Genomic DNA, 18,724 nt, shown 5'->3' with positions numbered 1-18,724 from the left:
GCCCTAGATGAAGAGGGTCCGCTCGGAGTACAGCGCCCACTGGTTCGGCGTCTCCCACACCCGCACGTACAGCACGTTCTCGCCGGCGTCCACCAGTCGCTCGCGCAGCTGCTCGTAGATGTAGCGAGCCTGGTTCTCGGCGCTCGTCTCGCGGTCACGGAAGGGAGGTAGCTCGTTGAGATTCTGATGATCCAGCTCGCCGGTGATCTCGCGCAGCACCTGCTTCGCCGCCGAGAAATCGTAGGCCATACCGCCCGCGCCGACGTCGTCAAAGGCCAGTGCCGCCTCCACCTCGTAGCGGTGCCCGTGCAGCCGCTCGCACTTGCCGTGGTAATCGCGCAGGAAATGCGCGGAATCGTAATGCGATCTGACGTTGATTATGTACATGCGCCTCGTCAGCGAGCGCTCCGGATCGCCACCAGGGTGACCTCCACCTCCTCCGGCTGCGTCACCGCATACAGCACCGCCCTGGCGACGTCGTCGGATTCCAGCATCATCGAGCGGGAGGGAAGGTCGTCGCGACGGTCGGGATCGATCGGATCCCAGAGCGGAGTGTCCGTCGCGCCGGGCTCCACCAGCGTCGCGCGGACGCCGGTCCCGCGGACCTCCTCGGCGAGCACCTCATGCAGGCCGCGGAGGCCGAACTTGGAGGCCCCGTAGGCGCCATTGCCGGGCAGTGCTACCCGCCCCGCCACCGAGCCGATGTTCACCACGTGCCCCGATCGCCGCTCGAGAAAGCTGGGAAGCAGCGCGCGGATCAGGTAGAAGGGAGCCGCCAGGTTCACCTCCAACTGGCGTAGGAACGCCTCGGGGTCGGTCTCGGCGATGGGGGCGAGCAGGAAGCTGCCGGCGGAGTTCACCAGAATGTCGGGTACGCCGCCCAGCATCACCTCCGCGCGGCGGCGGACGTCCTGGGCACCCGCCGCGGTGGAAACGTCGCCCGGCACCGGCAACCCGCCGAGGTCGGCCGCCATCCTCGTCACCTCGCCTTCCGTTCGCGCCACCATCACCACCCGCGCCCCCGCCTCGACCAGGCGCCGGCTCACGGCCAGGCCGATTCCCCGGGTCGCCCCGGTCACCAGGGCCGAGCGCCCCTGCAGGCTTTCCCCGCCGGCGGCCATGCTCAGCCCAGCACCGCGTGGGTCATGGAGAGCCGCAGGAACTCTTCGCGGGTCTTCAGGTCCTCGAGGAAGATGCCCTTCATCGCGGAGGTGATCGTCTTCGAGTTCTGCTTCTCCACCCCGCGCATCATCATGCACAGGTGCGCCGCTTCAACGACGACTCCGACCCCCTGCGGCTGCAGCACGTCCATGAGCGCGCCGGCGATCTGCTCCGTCATACGCTCCTGCACCTGCAGCCGCCGCGCGAACACCTCCACCACCCGCGGCAGCTTGGAGAGACCCACGATGCGACCGTTGGGGATGTACCCGATGTGCACCTTGCCGAAGAACGGCAGCATGTGGTGCTCGCACAGCGAATACATCTCGATGTCTTTCACCAGGACCATGTTGTGATGGTCCTCGTCGAAGATCGCATCGCCGATCGCCTCCTCCACGGACATCCGGTGCCCGCGGGTGAGCCAGCGCAGGCTCTTCGCCACCCGCGCGGGGGTACGCAGAAGGCCCTCCCGATCGGGATCCTCCCCCAGCAACTCGAGCTGACGGCGGACGATCCGGACCAGCTCGCGCCCTTCTTCGCTCAGCAGGTCTTCCTCTGGAATGGTACCGTCGGCTTCCGCGCCTCGATCCGCCCGCACTACGACCATGTCATTCTCCCGTGTATTCCACGCGATTCCGCGGCGTTTCCCAGAGCACCAGGCGCACCAGCCGACCCTCGCGGATCTCTGGCTCGAGCTTTCGCCAGATCGCCACCACCAGGTTCTCGGTGGTGGGATTAACCCCCTGCATCCACGGCACATCCAGGTTCAGGTTGCGATGGTCGACGTCCTCCAGCACGACTCGTTCGACCAGGTCGCGCAGCCGCTTCAGGTCGATCACGTATCCGGTCTCAGGGTCGATCTCTCCCTCGACCGTGATCTCGAGCTCGTAGTTGTGGCCGTGCCAGTTGGGGTTGTTGCACAGGCCGAAGATCTCGCGGTTCCGTTCTTCGCTGAACTCGGGGTTGTGCAGCCGGTGCGCCGCCGAGAAGTGGACGCGGCGCGTCACGCGGACCCTGGGCATCGTGCGCTCTCCATGCAAGCAAGAAAGGGCCAGCCTCGCTTGCGAGGCCGGCCCGGCCGGAACGCATCGGGAAGATCACTGCGGGAGCCGTCGACTCATCACTCGTCGGTGCCCCCTCTGCGGCATCCGCCTTCCTCAACGAGAGCGAGGCATGACGTCCGCTGCAAAAGGTCGGCCCGGCTCCAACCTTGTTGGCTCGACAAGCGAGCTTCCCGGTGCGCCCGACCAGCGCCAAAGGTAGCCGCGCTCACCGGGGGCGTCAAGCACCTCGCGGTAGCTCGCCGGTGCGACGGGGAATTGCCTCTTTGCTCGCGTTCTGCCTAAGTTCCCGGCCATGAGTGTCCGCCTTCCGCTGCTGCGCAGCCTGCGTCTGCTCGTGCTTCTACTCCAGCTCGCCTTGCCGAGCGTGGGAGTGCTTTACGACGCGCACCTCGAGGTCGAGGCGGCCACCTCTGGCTGGCACGTGGAATCGCAGGATCACGACTGCCAGACACGGGCGCACCCTGACCACTGCGCGCTCTGCCAGTTCCTGCGCGCCCCGCTGCTGCTTTCGGCAGACGTTCAACCTGCCGTCGCGCCAGACCCCACGCCGCCTGTTCCTCCCGCCCCCTCCGCCAGCTCGCATTCACGCGATCTGGTCCCCACGCTTCCGCGAGGCCCACCGCTCCTCTCCTGATGCACCGGCCGCACAGGCCGGGTGAGCTAGCGATTGCTTCGCCGGTGCGCTGCCATGCGCGGCCGGCCGCGTGCTCGTACGGAAACGCACAGGAGATCGATGTACCGGTTCATGACCATCCTGGTGAGCACGGTGCTGCTTACCGGATACGCGGGCGTCGGCAACGCCGCCAGCGATCTTTCGACGGGGCCCATCCGCGGCATCGTCACGGACTCCGCGGGCGCACCACTGGCGAATGCGCGGGTGACCCTCACGCCTGGTGGTCGCGCTGCCACGACTGACGCGGACGGAACCTTCGTCATCCGCGCCGTCCCGGCCGGCCGCTATCACCTCGACGTTTCGCTTCTCGGCTACGCTCCCGGCCACGCGGAGGTAAGCGTCCCGGCCACGGGGGAGGAGATCTTGGTGGAGATCCGCCTCGTCCCCTCTCCGCTCACATTGGAGGGAGTCGTCGTGACCGCCACACCCGGCGCCTCCGATCCGTTGACGGTCACGCAGTCGACCACCCAACTCGGTGGTCGGGAGTTCGATCGTCAGGCTGCCTCGACCGTGGCGGGAATGCTCGACCGGGAGCCGGGGCTCGCCTCGCGCTACGCCGGACCGGCCACTTCCACCCCGGTGATCCGTGGCCTTACCGACGAGCGGGTGGTGATGCTGGAGAACGGCCAGAGGACGGGCGATCTCTCCGGGAGCGCCCCCGACCATGCACTCTCGATTGATCCTCTGTCCGCGTCCCGCATCGAAGTGGTGCGTGGTCCGGCCTCGCTCCTCTACGGCAGCGGTGCGATCGGAGGGGTGGTGAACGTCATCAGCAACGACATTCCCACCAATGTTCCGACGCGCGCAGAGGGCTTCCTCGCGACCCAGGCCGTCTCCGTCACCCCCGGTGGCGCCGCCAGCGGCCAGGCGGTCCTCCCGCTCTCCGACGTCCTGGCGCTTTCCGCACGCGGCGCCTACCGGCGCATGGGTGATGTGCGGGTTGGCGGCGGAGAGGTGCTCGACGGCACCTCGCTCGAGAACGCCGGGGGCGGCCTGGGTCTGGGCTACGCGAGCGGCCGAATCAGCGCCGGGGCTACACTCGACCTACACACCTTCGCCTATGGGGTCCCGTTCGGGCATGCCCATGATGAACATGCGCATGGAGACGAGGAGGAGGGCGGCGAAGAGAACGGCGAAGAGCACCTGGGCGTGGAGCTGGATGGCCAGCGCTACAGCGTGGAGCTGCGCGGGAACTGGGATCCTCCCGGCACCACCCTACGCGACCTGAGCGCGGCCGCGAGCGGACAGTGGTACGAGCATGACGAGCTGGAGCCGGATGGGTCCGTGGGCACGACCTTCCGCCTGCGCACCCAGACGGTGGATCTGCGGGCGGGCACCGACTTCGGCCGGGCGCGCGGCACGGTGGGGATCTCGGGTCTGTGGAAGCAGTACGAGCCGACCGGGGAGGAGGCGCTCACGCCGTTCGCGCGCAGCACCAGCTTCGGCCTCTTCGTCTACCAGGAGACGCCTCTCGTCCCGGGCGAGCACGACACGGAGCACGTACCGCACCTGCAGCTCGGTGGCCGCTTCGACCAGTACGACATCGCCACCGAGGCTTCCCAGGACCGGTTCGGCCCGACACGAGAGCGTCGCTTTCGCGCCCTCTCCGGGTCCATCGGCGTGAACCTCCCGCTCCCCGAAGGCCTTTCGGTGGCGGCCAGTGTGTCGCGAGCCTTCCGCGCGCCCTCCGTGGAGGAGCTCTTCTCCAATGCACTGCACGCCGCGACCGGCAGCTACGACGTCGGCAACCCGGATCTGGAGCCGGAGGTCAGCCTGGGGTTCGAGACCGTGCTGCGAGCTCAGACCGCGCGCGTGACCGCGCTCGCGTCCGTTTACTACAACCACATCGACGACTACATCGCCCCGCGGATTGTCGGGGACACCGTCCTGACCGACGCCGCTGGCAGCTTCGTCGTGCCGCTCAACCGCTTCATGCAGTCCGACGCGACACTGATCGGTGCGGAGGGCAAGGTCGAGGTGCTGCTGGGGAGGAGGTTCGTGGTGGGTGCGCGCGGCGACCGCGTGCGCGGGCGGTTCGCAGGAGGCGAGCCCCTGCCTTACATGCCGACGACCCGCCTGGGGGGCGATCTTCGCTGGGACGACGGAACCTTCAGCATCTCCACCGGCGTGCTGCACGCCTTCCCGCAGTCGTCGGTGCCCGAGCACGAGCTCGCCACCGAGGCCTACACCCTCGTCGACCTGAGCCTCGGCTACACCCGCACCTCCGGCGGCCTCATTCATAGCCTCGTCCTGCGCGCCGAAAACCTCACCGACGAGCTCTACCGCGAAGCCACCAGCCGCATCAAGGAGCTGGCGCCCAACCCGGGGAGGAATATCAGCCTCCTTTACAGGTTGCTATTCTAGTCAGGAAAGTTACGAATTACGAATTACGAGTTACGAATTCTTACGAATACGAATTACATCGGATGCCACTTGGGACATGTCCAGTCCGTCGTTCTGAGTTTGACGGAGCGCCAACGAGGAATTGCTCGGAAGCACCGTCGCTGTAGTCCTCCGCTGGCGTTTGGGATCACAAGGCAGCACGCCGTGCGCCGTCGGAATTCAAAATTCGCCCTGTAATTCGTAATTCGTAATTCGTATTCATCTAGCATACGATCGCAGCCTCTGGAGATTCCTCCGGTCCGCTGCGGTGTGGTCGTCGCCTTTGGGGGTCTCGAGCACTTTGGGGAGGTGGGCGAAGCGAGGATCGTTCATGAGGCGGCGGAAGGGCTCGTCGCCCAGGGTGCCCTCGCCGATGTCGGTGTGACGGTCGCGGCGACTGCCGAGCGGCTTCTGCGAGTCGTTCAGATGGAAGAGGCCCAGGTGGGCGAGTCCGATCACGCGGTCGAACTCCTCCATCACCGCGTCGTAGTGGAGCGCCAGGTCGTACCCGGCGGCGTAGACGTGGCAGCTGTCCATGCAAACGCCGACCCGACCGCGCACCGCCTCCGGGATCCGAGCGCGCAGCTCGGCGATCTCCTCGAACCTCGAGCCGAGCGCCTGGCCAGTGCCCGCGGTCGTCTCGATCAGTACCTGCGTCTTGCCGTCGACCTCCGCGAGAGCTCGCGCGATCAGCTCCGCGTTCTGCGCGATGCCGCGCTCGCGGTCGCCGTCGGTGGCGTTCCCCGGGTGGGTGACCACCGCGTCCAGCCCCAGCTCGCGACAGCGCTCGAGCTCCGCCCGGAAGGAGGCGTACGACCGCTCGCGCAGGACGGGATCGGGAGTCGCCAGGTTGATCAGGTAGGAATCGTGCGCACAGACGAAGCGGATCCCGACCTCATCGATCCCGGCGCGGAAGGCGCGCACCTCCTCGGGGTCGAGTACAGGATCCGCCCAGCGGTTCGCCTGTTTGGTGAAGATCTGGATGGCGGTCGCGCCGATCTCCGCCGCCCGCACCGGGGCGTTGCGAAGCCCCCCGGCAATCGAAACGTGAGCACCCAGCAGCACGGCTCTCCTCGTGTAGTGATTCACTGGCTTCGGGGAGGCGCGAAGTTAGAGACGGTGACCTAACGCTGTCAACGAGAGTCTCCGACCTTTAGATTTGCGGGGTCGGCGCGGCGCGAAGATCGCGTCGAGCGCCCCGTACGTGCTGTCGTTTAGCCGATACACAAGTCAATTCGAATATGATGATTCATCCCTGGCACGACCTGGAACCCGGCACCAACGTCCCCGACGAGATGACGGTGGTGGTGGAGATTCCCAGGGGTAGCCGCAACAAATACGAGCTCAACAAGAAGACGGGCCTGTTCCAGCTAGACCGCGTGCTGTACAGCGCCGTTCACTATCCCGGCGACTACGGCTTCTTCCCGCGGACCTATGCGCTGGACGACGACCCGCTGGACGCGCTGGTGATGGTCACCGTACCCACCTTTCCAGGGTGCCTGATCGACGTGCGTCCGATCGGGCTCTTCCGCATGCGGGACAAGGACGAGATGGACGAGAAGGTGCTGTGCGTCCCCACCAGCGACCCGCTCTACGACGGCTACGACGACATCGCCGACGTGCCGGGGCATTTCCTGCGCGAGGTGGAGCATTTCTTCTCCATCTACAAGGACCTCGAGGGGGGTCGGGTTCACCCACTGGGGTGGGAAGACGCGAAAGGCGCTCGCGCCGCCATCAACGACGCCGTTGCCCGCTACACCCTCCGGCAGCGTCGCGACGAGATCGAGCAGTACGCCTTCGAGAGCCCGAGAAAAGGGCTGGAGCTGTAATCCGAGTACCCGCCTACTCCGCGCAGCAGAGCGCGACTCGCGGGGGCACTCAGTACCAAACGTCGGGCGCCATGGGGCGCCCGACGTGCTTTTGTTTCGTGCCGGCTCCAGACCGTGTGCCGGCCTTCTTCCATGCTTGTACGGTGCCGGCTTTCGCCGGCGTTCCGGGCTGGATCGCTGCCGGCCTACCGGGTCTGGTAGTTCATGATAATCGCCTCGCCATCGGGGGACTCGGCGATCACCGAGACCGCGTCACCCGGCTCGATCTTGTTGGCCACAGCGCGCAGATCCTCGATCGTGCGGATCTCCTCGCCGTTGATCTGCTTGATGCGCATTCCGACGAGAGCGGGGGGCACCGAGCTACCCGGCTCCACACCGGTGATGATCAGGCCGCCGGGGGAATCGAAGCCCTCTCGCTGAGCCAGCCCGGGCGTGAGCTCGGTGACCGCGAATCCGAGTCGACCCACGGAATCACCGTCCGACGAGCGGGAGCTCGTCCGTCGCACTGGCGTCGACTCGAAGGCTCCCAGCTTCACCTTCACCCGCTCACGATCGCCATAGCGAATGATGTCGAGGGTCACCTCGTCGCCGGGTTGACGTCGCGCGATCTGCGCCATGAGATCGCTGGCGTCGGACACCGGCACGCCGTCCACCGCCACGATCACGTCCCCCATCCGCACGCCCGCCTCACGCGCCGGGCTCTCGGGCTCACTCGCCACCTTCACGCCCGCGGCGCTGGGCAGCTTGAAGACCTTCACGTCGGCCGCGTTCAGGTCCGAGATGCGAACCCCGAGCTTGGGCCGATGAACCACGCCGTACTCGATCAGGTCGTCCGCCACCCGCTTGGCGAGCTGGATCGGAACGGCAAACCCGTAACCAGCATAGACGCCGGTCGGCGAAGCGATTGCGCTGTTGATGCCCACCACCTCACCGTTGAGGTTGATGAGCGGTCCTCCGGAGTTACCGGGGTTGATCGCGGCGTCCGTCTGGATGAAGTGTTCAAGCGGCGAAGGCGCATTCGGGTTCTGATTCCGCCCGTCCTGATTCCGCGCCATGATGCCGATGCTCCGACCGGTCGCGCTGACGATCCCGGCCGTCACCGTCTCGCCCAGCGACAACGGATAACCGAGCGCAAGCACCCAGTCCCCCACCTCGAGCGCGTCGGAGTTGCCGAGCTTCACGGTGGGGAGGTCCTCCGCTTCGATCTTCAGCACGGCGACGTCCGTGCTGGGATCTCGCCCCACCACCTCCGCGTCGAACACGCGGTTGTCGGTGAGCGTCACCGTCACGCGGTCGGCATCCTCGACCACGTGATTGTTGGTGAGGACGTAGCCGTCGCTGCTGATGATGAATCCCGAGCCGCTACCCCGCTGCGGAACCGGAGGTACATCGGGGAAACGGAAGAAGAAGTCAAAGGGGAAATCCCGGAACTCCTCCGGCACCCGGCTGACGTTACGTGGGGCCGATTCCACCTGCACGTGCACAACCGCCGGAATGACCGACCGCGCCGCGCTCCGGAAGGCTTGCGACAGCGCGTCCGGAGCCGCGTCAGGCGTCGTTGCTGCCGCCTGCGCGTCAAGCGCGGGAATCGGATCCTCGAAGGCGTCGATCGCCGTCGCCGCCCCGCCGATTCCCAGTACCAGCACCGTCGGCAGTACTGCCTTGCGTAGCATTTTGTACATATGGTATCTCCTCTACTGACGGAACACCGACGGAACGCGTTCTTCCTGCGATAAAGCTAAAAGCTTAGTTTGGCCAGTGAAGTGCGAACGGTTAGACGACGGTTAGGATAGGATTAAGCCTTCTTAATAAACGCCTTTCTCTACTTTACGTGCGCATACTCATCGTCGAGGACAACCCCAGGATTTTGGGATTTTTGAAGAAGGGCCTATCCGAGGAGGGTTACATCGTGGAGACGGCCACCGACGGAGACGAGGGCTTCGAGCGGGCGCGGACGGAGCGCTTCGACGCCGCCGTGGTGGACGTGATGCTGCCGGGCCGCAGCGGGATCGATCTCGTGCGTGGGCTGCGGGCGGAGGGAAGCGCGTTGCCGATCCTGCTGCTCACCGCACTGGGACGCCCCGAGGAGAAGGTCCATGGCCTCGACGCCGGTGCCGACGACTACCTGACCAAGCCGTTCGACTTCAGCGAGCTCTCCGCGCGCCTGCGAGCGCTCCTCCGCCGGGCCAGTGGAGCGCCCGCCCCGACGCTGCGCGTGGGCGAGCTCGAGCTCGACCCGGCTCGGCGCCAGGTTACCCTGCAGGGAGAGCCGGTCCAGCTCACCCCCAAGGAATATTCCCTGCTGGAGTACCTGCTCAGAAATCCCAACCGCCCTCTTTCGCGGTCGATGATCATGGAACACGTCTGGGGAATCCGCTTCGATCCCGGGACCAACGTGGTCGACGTGTTCATCAACTCCCTGCGTAACAAGCTCGACCCCGAACACGAGCTGATTCAGACGGTGCGCGGGGTCGGCTACATGCTGAGCTCGCCCGAGGAGGAATGAGGCTCTTCACCGAGGCCGGCCCTCCGTCGCTGCGGAGGGAGATCGTCCTCTGGTATTCGCTGGTGCTGCTCGCCGCCCTGGGCGCGTTCACCGTCGTCACCTACGTGCTTCTGCAGCGGACGCTCGAGCGGACCGGGGCCGCCTCGTTGCGTGAAGCCGCCGAGTACACGGAGCGCGTCAACATTCCCTTCGGCATGCCGCGCGTGCTCCTTTCCGAGGAGCAGGGCCGCGTACAGATGGAGAGCGGCGAGCAGATCGACGTGCTGCAGCGCCGACTGCGCCTCGCCGACGGGCGAGAGGTGGTGATCACCGCCTCTCGCGGAACGGAGATCGAGCGATTGGCGCTGGGATCCTTCCGGTTCATCGCGCTGCTGGTCATCCCCCTTACCGCCCTGCTGGCCGCCCTCGGCGGCTGGGCACTGCTGGAACGACTCCTCGACCCCCTCGCCCGCCTCGTCGACACCACGCGCAGCATCGAGATCGGAGACCTATCTCGACGGGTCGCGGAGCCCGAACGCCCCGCCGAGCTGAACGAGCTCGCCCGCTCCTTCAACGGCATGCTCACGCGGCTCGAGCGCGCGGTGCAGGCGCTGCGACGCTTCACCTCCGACGCCAGTCACGAGCTGCGAACCCCCCTCACGTCGATCAAGGGCACGATCCAGGTCGCGCTCGTGCGCGAGCGCAGCGCCGACGAGCTGGCCCGTACGCTGGAGGAGGTGCTCGAGGAGACGGAGTGGATGCTACAGCTCGTGGATGGCCTGCTGACCCTCGCCCAGGGCGAGGAGGGCGGTCTGCAGATCGAGGCGACCGAGGTCGATCTCTCCGCGCTGCTCGAGGACGTGGCCGAGGTTGGGATGGCGCTTGCGCGGGAGAAGCCGATCGCCGTGGAAACCCGCGTGCCGCCCCGCCTCGTGGTGGAGGGATCCGCCGGCAGCCTGCGGCAGGTGTTCCTCAACCTGGTGTCGAACGCGGTGAAGTTCACCGAGCGCGGCTCGGTCACCATCACCGCCGCCGAGATCGAGGGGGGCCCGATCCCCGGCGAGAGCGAGGGAGAGAGGAACGGCGCGGCCGAGGCGAGGAATTGGGTGGAGGTGCGGGTTCGCGACACCGGCATCGGCATCGCCCCAGAAGAGCTGCCGCGCGTCTTCGACCGCTTCTACCGGGCGGATGCGGCGCGCTCACGCCCCGGCGGGACAGGCCTGGGCCTGGCCATCGCCAACCTGCTGGTGGAGTTGCACGGGGGAAAGCTGGACGTCTGGAGCCGCCCGGGTGAGGGCAGCGAGTTCCGCGTGCAGCTTCCTAAGAGGGCACTACGACGGATAGGCAGCGGGGACGCCCGCAATCACGAAGACGCCCGGTGAGGCTTTCAGCTGCTCAGCCGCCCAGGAGCGGGGGCTCGACCAGCGGCGCGGTGGGGGCCGGGTGATGCTCCTCGAGCCAGCGGATCGCGTTGGCGAGCACGCGCCGCTTCTCCGGGAAACGCAGGCGGCGCTCGGCCGTCGCCGCCGTTGCCCACTGGAAGCGCGTGGCCTCCGGGGAGAGGCGAATCTCTCCGTGTTTCCAGCGCGCCACGAAATAGGTGACCTGCTTGCGAATCAGAATCTGGTCGGCGCCGGTGCCGCGGGTGAAGTAGTAGCGCTCCACGTCAACGAAGCCGTCCAGTACCTGGTAGTCGCCGTCGGTCAGCCCCGCTTCCTCTTGGAGCTCGCGCTCCGCTGCCTGCTGCACCGTCTCGCCGGGTTCGATGGCGCCTTTGGGGAACTCCCAGACCGGCCGGCGGGTGAGGGCGGAGCGAAGCAGCAGGAAGGTCCGTTCCGGGGTGTCCCGGAAGAGGATGATTCCAGCCGAATGGTGAGACTCTCTCCGCATCGCTCCAGGGGCGCCGGGGGGCGGGGTCTGTTATCCCAAAGTACGATGCTTCAACGACTCAGGCAATCGGCAGGCTTTTTGCTTCGGCGGCGACGATTCACTTCCGCCAGACAATTTTCCGAACAGCTTCATGCCCTCGGGTAGACGTCCGGCCTCTTCCGGCGGAGATCGGCCGCCGGTCCGATCCCTCTCTGAACTCCTGCGCTCGTTTGCGGCAGACGCCGCAGAGCTGGTCCGCCGCGAGATCGCCCTCGCCCGCGCCGAGGTACGCGCCGCGGTGCGCTCCGCCGCCAGAGGATTCGCCCGGATCTCCGTGGGAATCGGCGTCGGCGGCCTGGGTCTGCTGACGATCCTCGCCGGGATCGTCGTGCTCCTGGGAGAACTAATCGGCTCTTACTGGCTGGCCGCACTGCTGGTCGGCGCCATCCTGCTGGTCATCGGCGCGCTGAGCACCCTCGGCGGAATGCGAAGGATCCGCTCCGCCGACCCGACCCCGCGGCAAGCCATCGCGGCCGCCCGGGACACCGTCGGCTGGGCGAAAGAGGAGGCCGCGGCGCTACGCACGGGCCTTCTCGGCCGCAGAGGGCATGGCGAACCGGGCAAGGACGCACCGGGGCTCGCCGGAGCCCGCATCACAGCCGAGGCGAGGCCTCGCCGCTTTGCGGTAGCATCGTCGGACCACGGAACGGCTCTGCCGACGGGGCGCGGCTATCTCGATCGTGCGCCGGTGAGCGAGGGGGCGGGCCTGCGGGAGCCTGGAGGGGCGGTGGCCTTGGCCAGTCGGACCGATCCGCGTCCGCCCCCGCCGCGAGAGGCCGGGTGGAAGGCCTTCGTGAAGCATCTCTGGGGAGAGATCCAGAGCGACGAGATCACCGGGCACGCCGCCAAGCTCGCCTTCTACGCCTTCCTGGCGCTCCCCCCTGCCCTGATGGCTCTCTTCGGGCTAGCGGGATTGATCGGCAGTGAGGCGGTCGCCACCTGGCTGAGGGCGCAGGCGTCCATCGCGCTCCCGCCGGCGGTGTCGGAGGGGATCATCGACCCCTTCATCGAGCAGGTGGTGCTACAAGAAGCCCCGGGCCCGTTCTCCATAGGCTTGTTGCTGGCGTTGTGGGGCGGATCGTCGGTCTTCGCCGGTCTGATCGATACCCTCAACCACGCCTACGACCTCCAGGACACCCGATCGTACCTGCGCAAGCGGCTGCTGGCGCTGGCGGTGATGTTCGCGAGCGTCGTCCTCTTTCTCGCCGCCGCGGGCACCCTGCTGCTCGCCCCCGCCCTGGTCGAGGCGGTAGGTCTGGGGCGGGTGGGAACGATCATCTGGAACCTGGTGCAGTGGCCGTTGGCTTTCGCCTTCATGGTCGCTGCCTTCTGGGGAGCCTACTACTTCCTCCCGGACCGCGATCAGCGAGGCTCCAACTGGGTGCTGATCCGTGCGGCAGCGTTAGCGGCCGCCCTGTGGGTTCTCGCCACCGCGGGCTTCCGTATCTACATCGCCAACTTCAGCTCCTACAGCGAGACCTACGGCTTCCTCGGGGCGTTCATTATCCTGCTATTGTGGCTGTACGTCACCGGGCTCGTGGTGCTGGTCGGGGGCGAGCTCGCGTCCGAGCTGGAAAAGAGGGCAGCATGAGCGAGCGAGAAGCCGAGCTGGGCGCGCTGGAGATCGTCCTGCAGGAGGATCCGCCGACGCTGCTGCACGCGGAGTGGCTGCGAGACGGGCGGGTGGCGATGGGCACGCGCCGTCAGCGCCGCGACGGGACGTGGGACGCGGGGGAGCTGTACGTCCTGGAGCCGTCGGCCTGCCTGGACCTCGCGGCCTGGCTCACCCCGATCGTGGTGGCCGGATGGATCGATTCCGTGCGGGAACGCCAGGCGGAACCGCTGAGAACGGCGCAGGAGCTATACGGCGAAGGAGAGCCGGCGGCGATGCGGCTCGCGATGGAGATGCTCCGCGAGCTGCCTCCCGACCTGCTCGCGCGCGGACTGATTCTGCTCGCCAACTCCATCGGCCCCGAGAACCGCGAGCGGCTGATCCAGCGCCTCAACCGCACCGACGACCGCAGCGAAGACTCCGCTTTGCGACGACGCCTCGCGGACGAACACGAGGCACTGGCGTATGTCGTCGCAGCCGCGGGCGTGCTGGATGCGGTGGCGCGTGGAGAGGAGGGGGACGAGCGGTAATTTTGGATTTTGAATTGGAGGCGTGGGCGGAATTACGAATTACGAATTACTGGTGACGTACCACCCTTTCACTCGGCGCCCATGCTTCCGTCGTCAATTCAAAGTTCAAATTCAAAATCAAGAAATCAAAAACTAATAAATTACGAACGAGTAATTCGTAATTCGCAATTCGTAATTCGCATTTTCCCGCGTCTTAGACGAGCTCCGCCTGCCATTGCTCCAGCGCTTCCGCCCCCGGGCACAGCTCCTCGTATGGCAGGCTGGTGAGTGCCTCCTCCACGGTGCCGAGCTCGGCGTGCATGTCGTCGGCGGCGGGGTCGACGTAGAGCAGGCCGGTGACCACTTCGCCCGCCTCCTGCATCCGGCGCACGTAGGCGTAGGCGGCATCGCGGTCGGTGGGGTCGTAGCCCTCGTGGACCTTGCGGAAGTGCACCACGCTGCCGTCGTGCATGGTGACCGCCCGCGCCGCGCTGCCGTTGCCGATGGAGGCCGTGATCTCGCTGCGGATAGGCACGAAGTCCACCTGGGTCAGGTCGACGTGGTGCTCCCGGGTGTAGCGATAGCTCTTGGTGGAGCCCTCGTGGTCGTTGAAGGTCACGCAGGGGGAGATCACGTCCACCAGGGCAAAGCCGCGGTGACGAATTCCCGCCTTGAGGAGCGGCACCAGCTGATCCTTGTCACCTGAGAAGCCCCGCGCCACGAAGGTGGCACCCAGGCTGAGCGCCAGCAGCACGGGGTCGATCGGCTTCTGGGCGTTGGGCACGCCCCGCTTGGAGCGGCTCCCCACGTCGGCCGACGCCGAGAACTGCCCTTTGGTGAGGCCATAGACGCCGTTGTTCTCCAGCACGTAGAGCAGGTTCACGTTGCGGCGAATGGCGTGGCAGAGCTGGCCCACACCGATGGAGAGCGAGTCGCCATCCCCGGAGACGCCGATGTACACCAGCTCCCGATTTGCCGCGTTGGCCCCTGTCGCCAGCGAGGGCATGCGGCCGTGCACGGCATTGAACCCGTGCGCGTCGCGGAGGAAGTAGGTGGGCGTCTTCGACGAACAGCCGATCCCACTGAGCTTGGCCACCCGGTGCGGCGGAACCTCCAGCTCCCAGAACGCCTGCACGATCGCGGCGGTCACCGAATCGTGGCCGCACCCCGCGCAGAGGGTGGACATCGCCCCCTCGTAGTCGCGGCGCGTCAGCCCCAGCGAGTTACGGGGGAGGCCGGGATGACTAATCGGCGGCTTGGAGATCGACGGCATGTGCGTGCTCGGCGAGATGTTTCTGAACCCCGGCCTCTACGTCGCTGGCGCTGAGCGGCATCCCCCCGTAGTACCGCAGCGGGACCAGGCGGTCCATGGGGAACTCGGTCTCCAGGGCAAGGAGGCTGCGGAGCTGGCCGTCGCGGTTCTGCTCGACCACGTAGCTCCAGTCGTGCGCGTGCAGGAACTCGGTGACGGACTGGGCAAACGGGAATCCCCGGACCCGCAGATAGTCCACCGGCACACCCTGTTGTGCGAGCCGGTCGATCGCTTCCTTCACCGCCGCGTCGCACCCACCGATCGAGATCAACCCGACGCGGGCCCCTTCGCGCAGACGAATCTCCGGGGCAGGCACGAACTCGCCGGCCCTGTCGATCTTGCGCGCGAGACGGTCCATGACCTCGGTGTACTCCTCCGGGTCCTCGGTGTAGCCCCCGAACTTGTTGTGGCCCGACCCTCGGGTGAAGTAGGAGCCTTTGGGGTGGACGCCCGGCAGAGTGCGGGCGGGGATGCCGTCCCCATCGCGGTCGAGGTAACGGTAGAAGCGATCGAGCGATTCGATCTCCTCGGCGCTCAGCACCTTGCCGCGATCCGGACGGTAGCTGTCGTCCCAGCAGAGCTTGGGCACCATCCAGTCGTTCATCCCGATGTCGAGGTCACTCACCACGAACACCGGGGTCTGGAAGCGTTCCGCCAGGTCGAACGCCTGCACCGCCATGTAGAAGCACTCCTCCGGGTTCCCCGGGAAGAGGGCGATGTGCTTGGTGTCCCCATGCGAGGCGTAGGCGATCTGCAGCAGGTCGCCCTGCTGCGTGCGCGTCGGCATCCCGGTCGACGGCCCGGTTCGCTGTATGTCGAAGAAGACACCAGGCACCTCGGCGTAGTACGCCAGCCCCAGGAACTCGCTCATCAGGGAGATTCCGGGACCAGCCGTCGAGGTGAAGGCCCGCGCACCCATCCAACCCGCGCCGATCACCATCCCCGCGGCCGCGAGCTCGTCCTCTGCCTGGATGATGGCGTACCGCTTCCGACCGGTCTCCGGATCGGTTCGGAACCGGCGACAGAGCGCGCCGAACGCATCCATCAGCGAGGTCGCGGGTGTGATGGGGTACCACGCGGCCACGGTTGCACCCGCGTAGATGCACCCGAGTGCGCAGGCGGTATTGCCGTCCAGGAGGATGTGATCGCGGGTGGCGTCCATCCGCTCCAGCCGGATCGGCAACGGGCACTCGAGGTGCTCGCGCGCGTAGTCGTAGCCGAGGTGGAGGGCGCGGAAGTTCGAATCCATCAGCGACTGCTTGCGGGAGAATTGCTCGCGCAGGATCTCCGCCACCACCTGCAGATCGATATCCAGCAGCGCCGACAGCGCCCCCACGTACGCGATGTTCTTCATCAGCACCCGCTCGCGGCTGCCGCGGAAGGCCTCCACGCACATCTGGCCGAGCGGGACCCCGAGGTACTGCACGTCCTCCCTGAGCAGGTCGGCCGGAAGGGGCCAGGACGAGTCGTACAGCACATAGCCACCCGCGCGCACCTCCGCGATGTCGCGCGCGTAGGTAGCGGGATTCATCACCACGAACAGATCGAAGATCGAGGTGCGCGCAGCGTAGCCCTCGCCGCTCACCCGGATCTCGTACCAGGTAGGTAGCCCCTGGATGTTCGAGGGGAAGACGTTCTTCCCGGTGACGGGGATGCCCATCCGGAAGATCGCCTGCATGAGCAGGCTATTCGCGCTGGCCGAGCCGGTGCCGTTGACCGTCGCGATCTTGAAGGCGAAGTCATTGACCCGGACGGCGCGCGCGGGGCCGGACGGAGCCTCCGCCGTCAGCGGGCCGTCAGGGAGGTCAGCGGTTCGGTCGAGCATGCCGATCGTCCGGCGTAGGGGATGAGAAGTTGGAACTGTTTCATGTCCCACGCGGTGGTGGGGCAGCGGTCAGCGCAGAGCCCGCAGTGCAGGCAGATGTCCTCGTCCTTCACCATCAGGCGCGCGGTCTGCGGCAGCGGCGCCGAAGCGTAGAGCGGCTGATCGGGATTCACGGCCGGAGCGGAGAGCCTGGAGCGCACCACCTCCTCCGGGCCGTCCGGTGTGATGGTCAGACAGTTGACCGGGCAGATGTCGATACAGGCGTCACACTCGATGCAGAGCTCCGGCGTGAAATCCGTCTGTACGTCGCAGTTGAGGCACCGTTCCACCTCGCGGGCGGTCTGCTCGGGCGTGAAGCCCAGCTCGACCTCCACGCCCAGCGCCTGGAAGCGCTGGGTCAGCTCCACGTGCTGCATCTTCGCACGGGTCGCCGGCTCGTAGTCGTTGCTGTAACGCCAGGCGTGCATCCCCAGCTTGGTGCTGACCAGGTTCATCCCGTAGGGCGGGCGCTCCGTCAGCGGAATTCCCTGGCAGTAGTTGTGGATGCTGATGGCGGCCTGGTGCCCGTGCTCCACCGCCCAGATGATGTTCTCGGGGCCCCATGCGGCGTCACCGCCGAAGAACACCCCGGGACGCGTCGACTGGAAGGTGAGCCGGTCCACCACCGGCATATCCCATTCGTTGAATTCGATGCCGATGTCCCGCTCGACCCACGGGAACGCGGCGTCCTGCCCGATCGCGAGGATGACCTCGTCGCACGGGATCACCACCGTCTCCAGGGTGCGGCTCTTCTGCCGTCCCTCCGGCGTGTCGTACCACTCGACCCGGTCGAACTCCATCCCCACCAGCCGGCCATCCTCCACGATGAAGCGCCGGGGGGAGTGGTTCTCCACGATCGTGACCCCTTCCTCCTCGGCGTCCTCCAGCTCCCACGGCGAAGCCTTGAAGTACGGGCGCGAGCGGCGCGCCATCACCTTCACGTCGTCGCCGCCGAGGCGCTTCGCGGTGCGGCAGCAGTCCATGGCGGTGTTGCCGACGCCGATCACCAGCACCCGCGAGCCGATCGAGTTGATGTGGCCGAAGTGGACCGAGGCGAGCCAATCGATGCCTATGTGGATCCTGTCCGTCTCCCACCTGCCTGGCAGGTCCAGTTCCTTCCCGCGCGGGGCCCCGCTCCCCACGAACACGGCGTCATAACCCTGCTGGAGCAGGGTGGCCATGCTCTCCACCGGGGTGTTGTAGTGGATCTTCACCCCCATGCGCAGGATGTAGTCGATCTCCTCGTCGAGCACCTGCGCCGGAAGCCGGAAGGCGGGGATGTTGATCCGCATGAGGCCGCCGGGTCGGTCGAGCTTCTCGAAGATCTCGCACTCATAGCCGAGCGGCATCAGGTCGTTACAGACCGTGAGCGACGCCGGGCCGGCTCCTACCAGGGCGATCCGCTTGCCGTTCTTCTGCTCGGGAGCGCGAGGGAGGTACGGTTCGATGTCGCCTCGATGGTCGGCGGCGACCCGCTTGAGGCGGCAGATCGCGACCGGCTTCCCATCCACCCTACCTCGACGACACGCCGGCTCGCAGGGTCGGTCGCAGGTTCGCCCTAGAATTCCCGGGAAGACGTTGCTCTCGCGATTGAGCAGGTACGCCTCGCTGTAGCGCCCCTGAGCGATGAGCCGGATGTATTCGGGAACGTTAGTGTGGGCCGGACAGGCCCACTGGCAGTCCACGACCCTGTGGTAGTACTGCGGATTGGTTACTTCGGTGGGATCCATCGTACGATGGAGGGAGCAAGGAAGAAGTGCGGACTCCCGCGGTTTGCATAATCAATAGCCACACCGCTCAGGCACAGCAAGCCCACCCCGGACCCTTTGCCCATTGACAGAACGGCCTTAGGGAGGTTCTATTTGTGCCCGCGGGTGAAAGGTTATGCACCCGCGCATTCCCAAGCC

At 66.7% G+C, this 18,724-nt stretch carries 17 protein-coding genes; 7 read left to right on the top strand and 10 right to left on the bottom strand.

The genetic code is table 11. From position 1 onward, the window contains the following. Window positions 1-3: 3 nt before the first annotated feature. Genes VF167_00520 through VF167_00505 form a run of 4 tightly spaced genes read right to left on the bottom strand, consistent with a single transcriptional unit; the run spans window position 4 to window position 2,180 of the window. A complete protein-coding gene (locus tag VF167_00520) occupies window positions 4-387 on the bottom strand; it encodes a 6-carboxytetrahydropterin synthase (protein ID HEX6923881.1) in 384 nt (127 codons plus the stop codon). Window positions 388-395: 8 nt separating this feature from the next. Further along, window positions 396-1,121, bottom strand: a complete 726-nt coding sequence (locus tag VF167_00515; GenBank protein HEX6923880.1) for an SDR family oxidoreductase — start codon at window positions 1,119-1,121, stop codon at window positions 396-398. Window positions 1,122-1,123: 2 nt separating this feature from the next. Continuing rightward, on the bottom strand, window positions 1,124-1,765 hold the full coding sequence (gene folE / locus VF167_00510) for a GTP cyclohydrolase I FolE (GenBank protein HEX6923879.1): 642 nt from the start codon (window positions 1,763-1,765) through the stop codon (window positions 1,124-1,126). Between the two features lies 1 nt (window position 1,766). Continuing rightward, window positions 1,767-2,180: a 6-carboxytetrahydropterin synthase gene (locus VF167_00505; protein HEX6923878.1), complete on the bottom strand. Its 414-nt coding sequence runs from the start codon at window positions 2,178-2,180 to the stop codon at window positions 1,767-1,769. A gap of 334 nt (window positions 2,181-2,514) precedes the next feature. Between VF167_00505 and VF167_00500 the strand changes: the two genes are divergently transcribed. Both VF167_00500 and VF167_00495 read left to right on the top strand, forming a co-directional pair. Beyond that, entirely contained in the window at window positions 2,515-2,856 is a 342-nt protein-coding gene (locus VF167_00500) for a hypothetical protein (GenBank protein ID HEX6923877.1), read from the top strand. Between the two features lie 99 nt (window positions 2,857-2,955). After that, window positions 2,956-5,259, top strand: a complete 2,304-nt coding sequence (locus VF167_00495; GenBank protein ID HEX6923876.1) for a TonB-dependent receptor — start codon at window positions 2,956-2,958, stop codon at window positions 5,257-5,259. 237 nt (window positions 5,260-5,496) lie between these two features. On the opposite strand, the gene VF167_00490 is transcribed toward VF167_00495, so the two are convergent. After that, entirely contained in the window at window positions 5,497-6,342 is an 846-nt protein-coding gene (locus VF167_00490) for a deoxyribonuclease IV (protein HEX6923875.1), read from the bottom strand. A 176-nt stretch (window positions 6,343-6,518) separates the two neighbouring features. Here VF167_00490 and VF167_00485 point away from each other — a divergent pair, with 176 nt between their 5' ends. Continuing rightward, window positions 6,519-7,106 (top strand): inorganic diphosphatase, encoded by a 588-nt coding sequence (locus VF167_00485; protein ID HEX6923874.1) that lies wholly within the window; start codon window positions 6,519-6,521, stop codon window positions 7,104-7,106. A 185-nt stretch (window positions 7,107-7,291) separates the two neighbouring features. Here the strand turns inward: VF167_00485 and VF167_00480 are convergent, their stop codons facing one another. Beyond that, the gene (locus tag VF167_00480; GenBank protein HEX6923873.1) at window positions 7,292-8,788 is read right to left on the bottom strand and encodes a trypsin-like peptidase domain-containing protein; all 1,497 of its coding nucleotides are present in this window, start codon (window positions 8,786-8,788) and stop codon (window positions 7,292-7,294) included. Between the two features lie 149 nt (window positions 8,789-8,937). Here VF167_00480 and VF167_00475 point away from each other — a divergent pair, with 149 nt between their 5' ends. Together VF167_00475 and VF167_00470 are read left to right on the top strand one after the other, a co-directional pair. Then, window positions 8,938-9,612, top strand: a complete 675-nt coding sequence (locus tag VF167_00475; GenBank protein HEX6923872.1) for a response regulator transcription factor — start codon at window positions 8,938-8,940, stop codon at window positions 9,610-9,612. Beyond that, window positions 9,609-10,973, top strand: coding sequence for an ATP-binding protein (locus VF167_00470; GenBank protein ID HEX6923871.1), 1,365 nt, complete (start codon window positions 9,609-9,611; stop codon window positions 10,971-10,973). Before VF167_00475 ends, VF167_00470 begins: the two co-directional genes overlap by 4 nt. 13 nt (window positions 10,974-10,986) lie before the next feature. On the opposite strand, the gene VF167_00465 is transcribed toward VF167_00470, so the two are convergent. Further along, on the bottom strand, window positions 10,987-11,481 hold the full coding sequence (locus tag VF167_00465; protein ID HEX6923870.1) for an NUDIX domain-containing protein: 495 nt from the start codon (window positions 11,479-11,481) through the stop codon (window positions 10,987-10,989). Between the two features lie 130 nt (window positions 11,482-11,611). Here VF167_00465 and VF167_00460 point away from each other — a divergent pair, with 130 nt between their 5' ends. Further along, window positions 11,612-13,111, top strand: coding sequence for a YhjD/YihY/BrkB family envelope integrity protein (locus VF167_00460; GenBank protein ID HEX6923869.1), 1,500 nt, complete (start codon window positions 11,612-11,614; stop codon window positions 13,109-13,111). Next, window positions 13,108-13,662, top strand: a complete 555-nt coding sequence (locus VF167_00455; protein ID HEX6923868.1) for a hypothetical protein — start codon at window positions 13,108-13,110, stop codon at window positions 13,660-13,662. The genes VF167_00460 and VF167_00455 overlap by 4 nt, the downstream gene beginning before the upstream one ends. Window positions 13,663-13,855: 193 nt before the next feature. On the opposite strand, the gene VF167_00450 is transcribed toward VF167_00455, so the two are convergent. From VF167_00450 to VF167_00440, 3 genes are read right to left on the bottom strand one after another with little or no spacing between them, the layout of a single operon-like run. Further along, a complete protein-coding gene (locus VF167_00450) occupies window positions 13,856-14,914 on the bottom strand; it encodes a 2-oxoacid:ferredoxin oxidoreductase subunit beta (GenBank protein ID HEX6923867.1) in 1,059 nt (352 codons plus the stop codon). Continuing rightward, on the bottom strand, window positions 14,886-16,778 hold the full coding sequence (locus tag VF167_00445) for a 2-oxoacid:acceptor oxidoreductase subunit alpha (protein ID HEX6923866.1): 1,893 nt from the start codon (window positions 16,776-16,778) through the stop codon (window positions 14,886-14,888). Before VF167_00445 ends, VF167_00450 begins: the two co-directional genes overlap by 29 nt. Then, entirely contained in the window at window positions 16,739-18,547 is a 1,809-nt protein-coding gene (locus tag VF167_00440; GenBank protein HEX6923865.1) for an FAD-dependent oxidoreductase, read from the bottom strand. The genes VF167_00445 and VF167_00440 overlap by 40 nt, the downstream gene beginning before the upstream one ends. Window positions 18,548-18,724: the final 177 nt, after the last annotated feature.

The sequence above is a fragment of the Longimicrobiaceae bacterium genome, from assembly GCA_036375715.1.
Taxonomy (GTDB): domain Bacteria; phylum Gemmatimonadota; class Gemmatimonadetes; order Longimicrobiales; family Longimicrobiaceae; genus DASVBS01.
Note: the sequence above shows the minus strand (reverse complement) of the source record. Positions and strands in the feature narration are given on the sequence as shown.

What these genes read in the sequence shown, in the direction of transcription:
- VF167_00445 (HEX6923866.1), bottom strand. Translation starts at nt 16,778, where the DNA reads ATGCTCGACCGAACCGCTGACCTCCCTGACGGCCCGCTGACGGCGGAG.
- VF167_00480 (HEX6923873.1), bottom strand. Translation starts at nt 8,788, where the DNA reads ATGTACAAAATGCTACGCAAGGCAGTACTGCCGACGGTGCTGGTACTG.
- VF167_00505 (HEX6923878.1), bottom strand. Translation starts at nt 2,180, where the DNA reads ATGCCCAGGGTCCGCGTGACGCGCCGCGTCCACTTCTCGGCGGCGCAC.
- VF167_00520 (HEX6923881.1), bottom strand. Translation starts at nt 387, where the DNA reads ATGTACATAATCAACGTCAGATCGCATTACGATTCCGCGCATTTCCTG.
- folE (HEX6923879.1), bottom strand. Translation starts at nt 1,765, where the DNA reads ATGGTCGTAGTGCGGGCGGATCGAGGCGCGGAAGCCGACGGTACCATT.
- VF167_00500 (HEX6923877.1), top strand. Translation starts at nt 2,515, where the DNA reads ATGAGTGTCCGCCTTCCGCTGCTGCGCAGCCTGCGTCTGCTCGTGCTT.
- VF167_00470 (HEX6923871.1), top strand. Translation starts at nt 9,609, where the DNA reads ATGAGGCTCTTCACCGAGGCCGGCCCTCCGTCGCTGCGGAGGGAGATC.
- VF167_00460 (HEX6923869.1), top strand. Translation starts at nt 11,612, where the DNA reads ATGCCCTCGGGTAGACGTCCGGCCTCTTCCGGCGGAGATCGGCCGCCG.
- VF167_00465 (HEX6923870.1), bottom strand. Translation starts at nt 11,481, where the DNA reads ATGCGGAGAGAGTCTCACCATTCGGCTGGAATCATCCTCTTCCGGGAC.
- VF167_00515 (HEX6923880.1), bottom strand. Translation starts at nt 1,121, where the DNA reads ATGGCCGCCGGCGGGGAAAGCCTGCAGGGGCGCTCGGCCCTGGTGACC.
- VF167_00495 (HEX6923876.1), top strand. Translation starts at nt 2,956, where the DNA reads ATGTACCGGTTCATGACCATCCTGGTGAGCACGGTGCTGCTTACCGGA.
- VF167_00455 (HEX6923868.1), top strand. Translation starts at nt 13,108, where the DNA reads ATGAGCGAGCGAGAAGCCGAGCTGGGCGCGCTGGAGATCGTCCTGCAG.
- VF167_00485 (HEX6923874.1), top strand. Translation starts at nt 6,519, where the DNA reads ATGATGATTCATCCCTGGCACGACCTGGAACCCGGCACCAACGTCCCC.
- VF167_00450 (HEX6923867.1), bottom strand. Translation starts at nt 14,914, where the DNA reads ATGCCGTCGATCTCCAAGCCGCCGATTAGTCATCCCGGCCTCCCCCGT.
- VF167_00440 (HEX6923865.1), bottom strand. Translation starts at nt 18,547, where the DNA reads ATGGATCCCACCGAAGTAACCAATCCGCAGTACTACCACAGGGTCGTG.